Genomic DNA, 1,657 nt, shown 5'->3' with positions numbered 1-1,657 from the left:
GCGGCACTCGCCCCCAAGGTCAGCGCCAGCTATTCGTGGACCCGCGAGCTGTATTCGTCCAATGCGCTGTACCCGGCCCCGTATGGCGGCAGCTGGTATAGCGAGAACAACGCGCTCGCCAGCGCGTCGTGGGATCTGGACCTGTGGGGCAAGAGTCGACAGCGTCTCGCGCAAGCAGTCTCCGAGCAACGTGCGGCGCAGGCCGACATGGAGCAGGCTCGTATTACGCTCGCCGCTTCGGTTGCGCGCACGTATAACCAGCTCGCGCAACTCTATGCGCAACGCGATATCGCCTCGCGCGAAATCGACAACCGCAAGACCATCGGCACGATCACGAATGGCCGTGTGGCGGCGGGGCTCGACACCAACGTCGAGCGTCAGACCGCGAATGGCAACATCGCGACGAGCCAGGCCAGCCTCTCGCAGATAGACGGCCAGATCGAGTCCGTGCGCTACCAGTTGGGTGCACTGCTCGGCAAGGGCCCGGATCGCGGCCTGCAAATTGCCAATCCGGTGCTGAATCCCGGCGCGAACGTCGCATTGCCCGATAACCTGCCCGCCGATCTGGTGGCACGTCGCCCGGACATCGTTGCCGCGCGCTGGCAGGTCGAAGCCGCGATGCACGATGTCAAGGAAGCCAAAGCCGAGTTCTACCCGGACGTGAACCTGGCAGCGGGCTTCGGCTTCGACGCCTTCGGCTGGGGCAAATTCCTCAATGTCGCGAGCCGCCAGGCGCAGTTCGGGCCGGCCGTGCATCTGCCCATCTTCGACGCGGGTGCGTTGCGCGCGCAACTGAAGGGCCGCTATGCCGACTTCGATCTGGACGTGGCGAACTACAACCAGACGCTGATCGGCGCATTCCAGGACGTGGCGACCACGGTGTCGTCGATCCGCTCGGCCGACAAGCAACTCGTCGATGCGCAGAACGCGCTCGATGCTTCGACCAAGGCGTATCAGCTCGCCGTGATCCGCTACAAGGCGGGCCTCTCGGAACAGTTGCAGGTGCTGAACGCCGACCAGAACCGCCTCGCTTCCGAGCAGACGGTGACGAACCTCAAGGCGCAGCGCCGCGATCAGCAGATGGCGCTCATCAAGGCGCTGGGCGGTGGTTTCGACGCGCATGAAACGCACGAGGCGAATGGTGTGAACCTCATGCCGCCAGAGCAGATCGGCAGCGATGCGAAGGGTGCGAACGGCGCACCGTGGAATGGCGCCCACGTCCAGACCGCCACGGCCAATGCGCCGCAACAGTAAAAACGGAAGAGAGCAGACCACAATGAGCACCACACAACGTCCAGTCGAGGAAGCGCAGGATACCGAACAAAATGGCAAGCGCAAGAGCATGATGATGCTGCTTGTTCTCGTCATCGTGATCGCCGCGATCGCCTACGGTGTCTACTATTTCCTCGTCGCCCGCTTTAGCGAAGATACCGACGATGCCTACGTCAACGGCAACGTCGTGCAGATCACTCCGCAGGTGACCGGCACCGTGATCGCGGTGAACGCCGACGATACGCAGACCGTCAAGATCGGCCAGCCGCTGGTACAACTCGATCCGGCTGATTCGCGCATTGCGCTCCAGCAGGCCGAAGCCGATCTGGGGCAGACGGTGCGCCAGGTGCGCGGTCTTTTCGCCGACGACAGCCAGTACGAAGCA

2 protein-coding genes are annotated in these 1,657 nt (G+C 63.4%); both read left to right on the top strand.

The annotated features are described in order from the left end of the window. The coding region (locus U5782_RS41145) for an efflux transporter outer membrane subunit (RefSeq protein ID WP_322049606.1) at positions 1-1,254 on the top strand (1,254 nt) is incomplete at its 5' end. Between the two features lie 22 nt (positions 1,255-1,276). Beyond that, positions 1,277-1,657: biotin/lipoyl-binding protein (locus tag U5782_RS41140; protein ID WP_322049605.1), on the top strand; the 381-nt coding region annotated here is incomplete at its 3' end.

The organism is Paraburkholderia sp. J67, from assembly GCF_905220265.1.
GTDB lineage: Bacteria > Pseudomonadota > Gammaproteobacteria > Burkholderiales > Burkholderiaceae > Paraburkholderia.
This window is presented reverse-complemented; position numbering and strand designations above follow the sequence as displayed.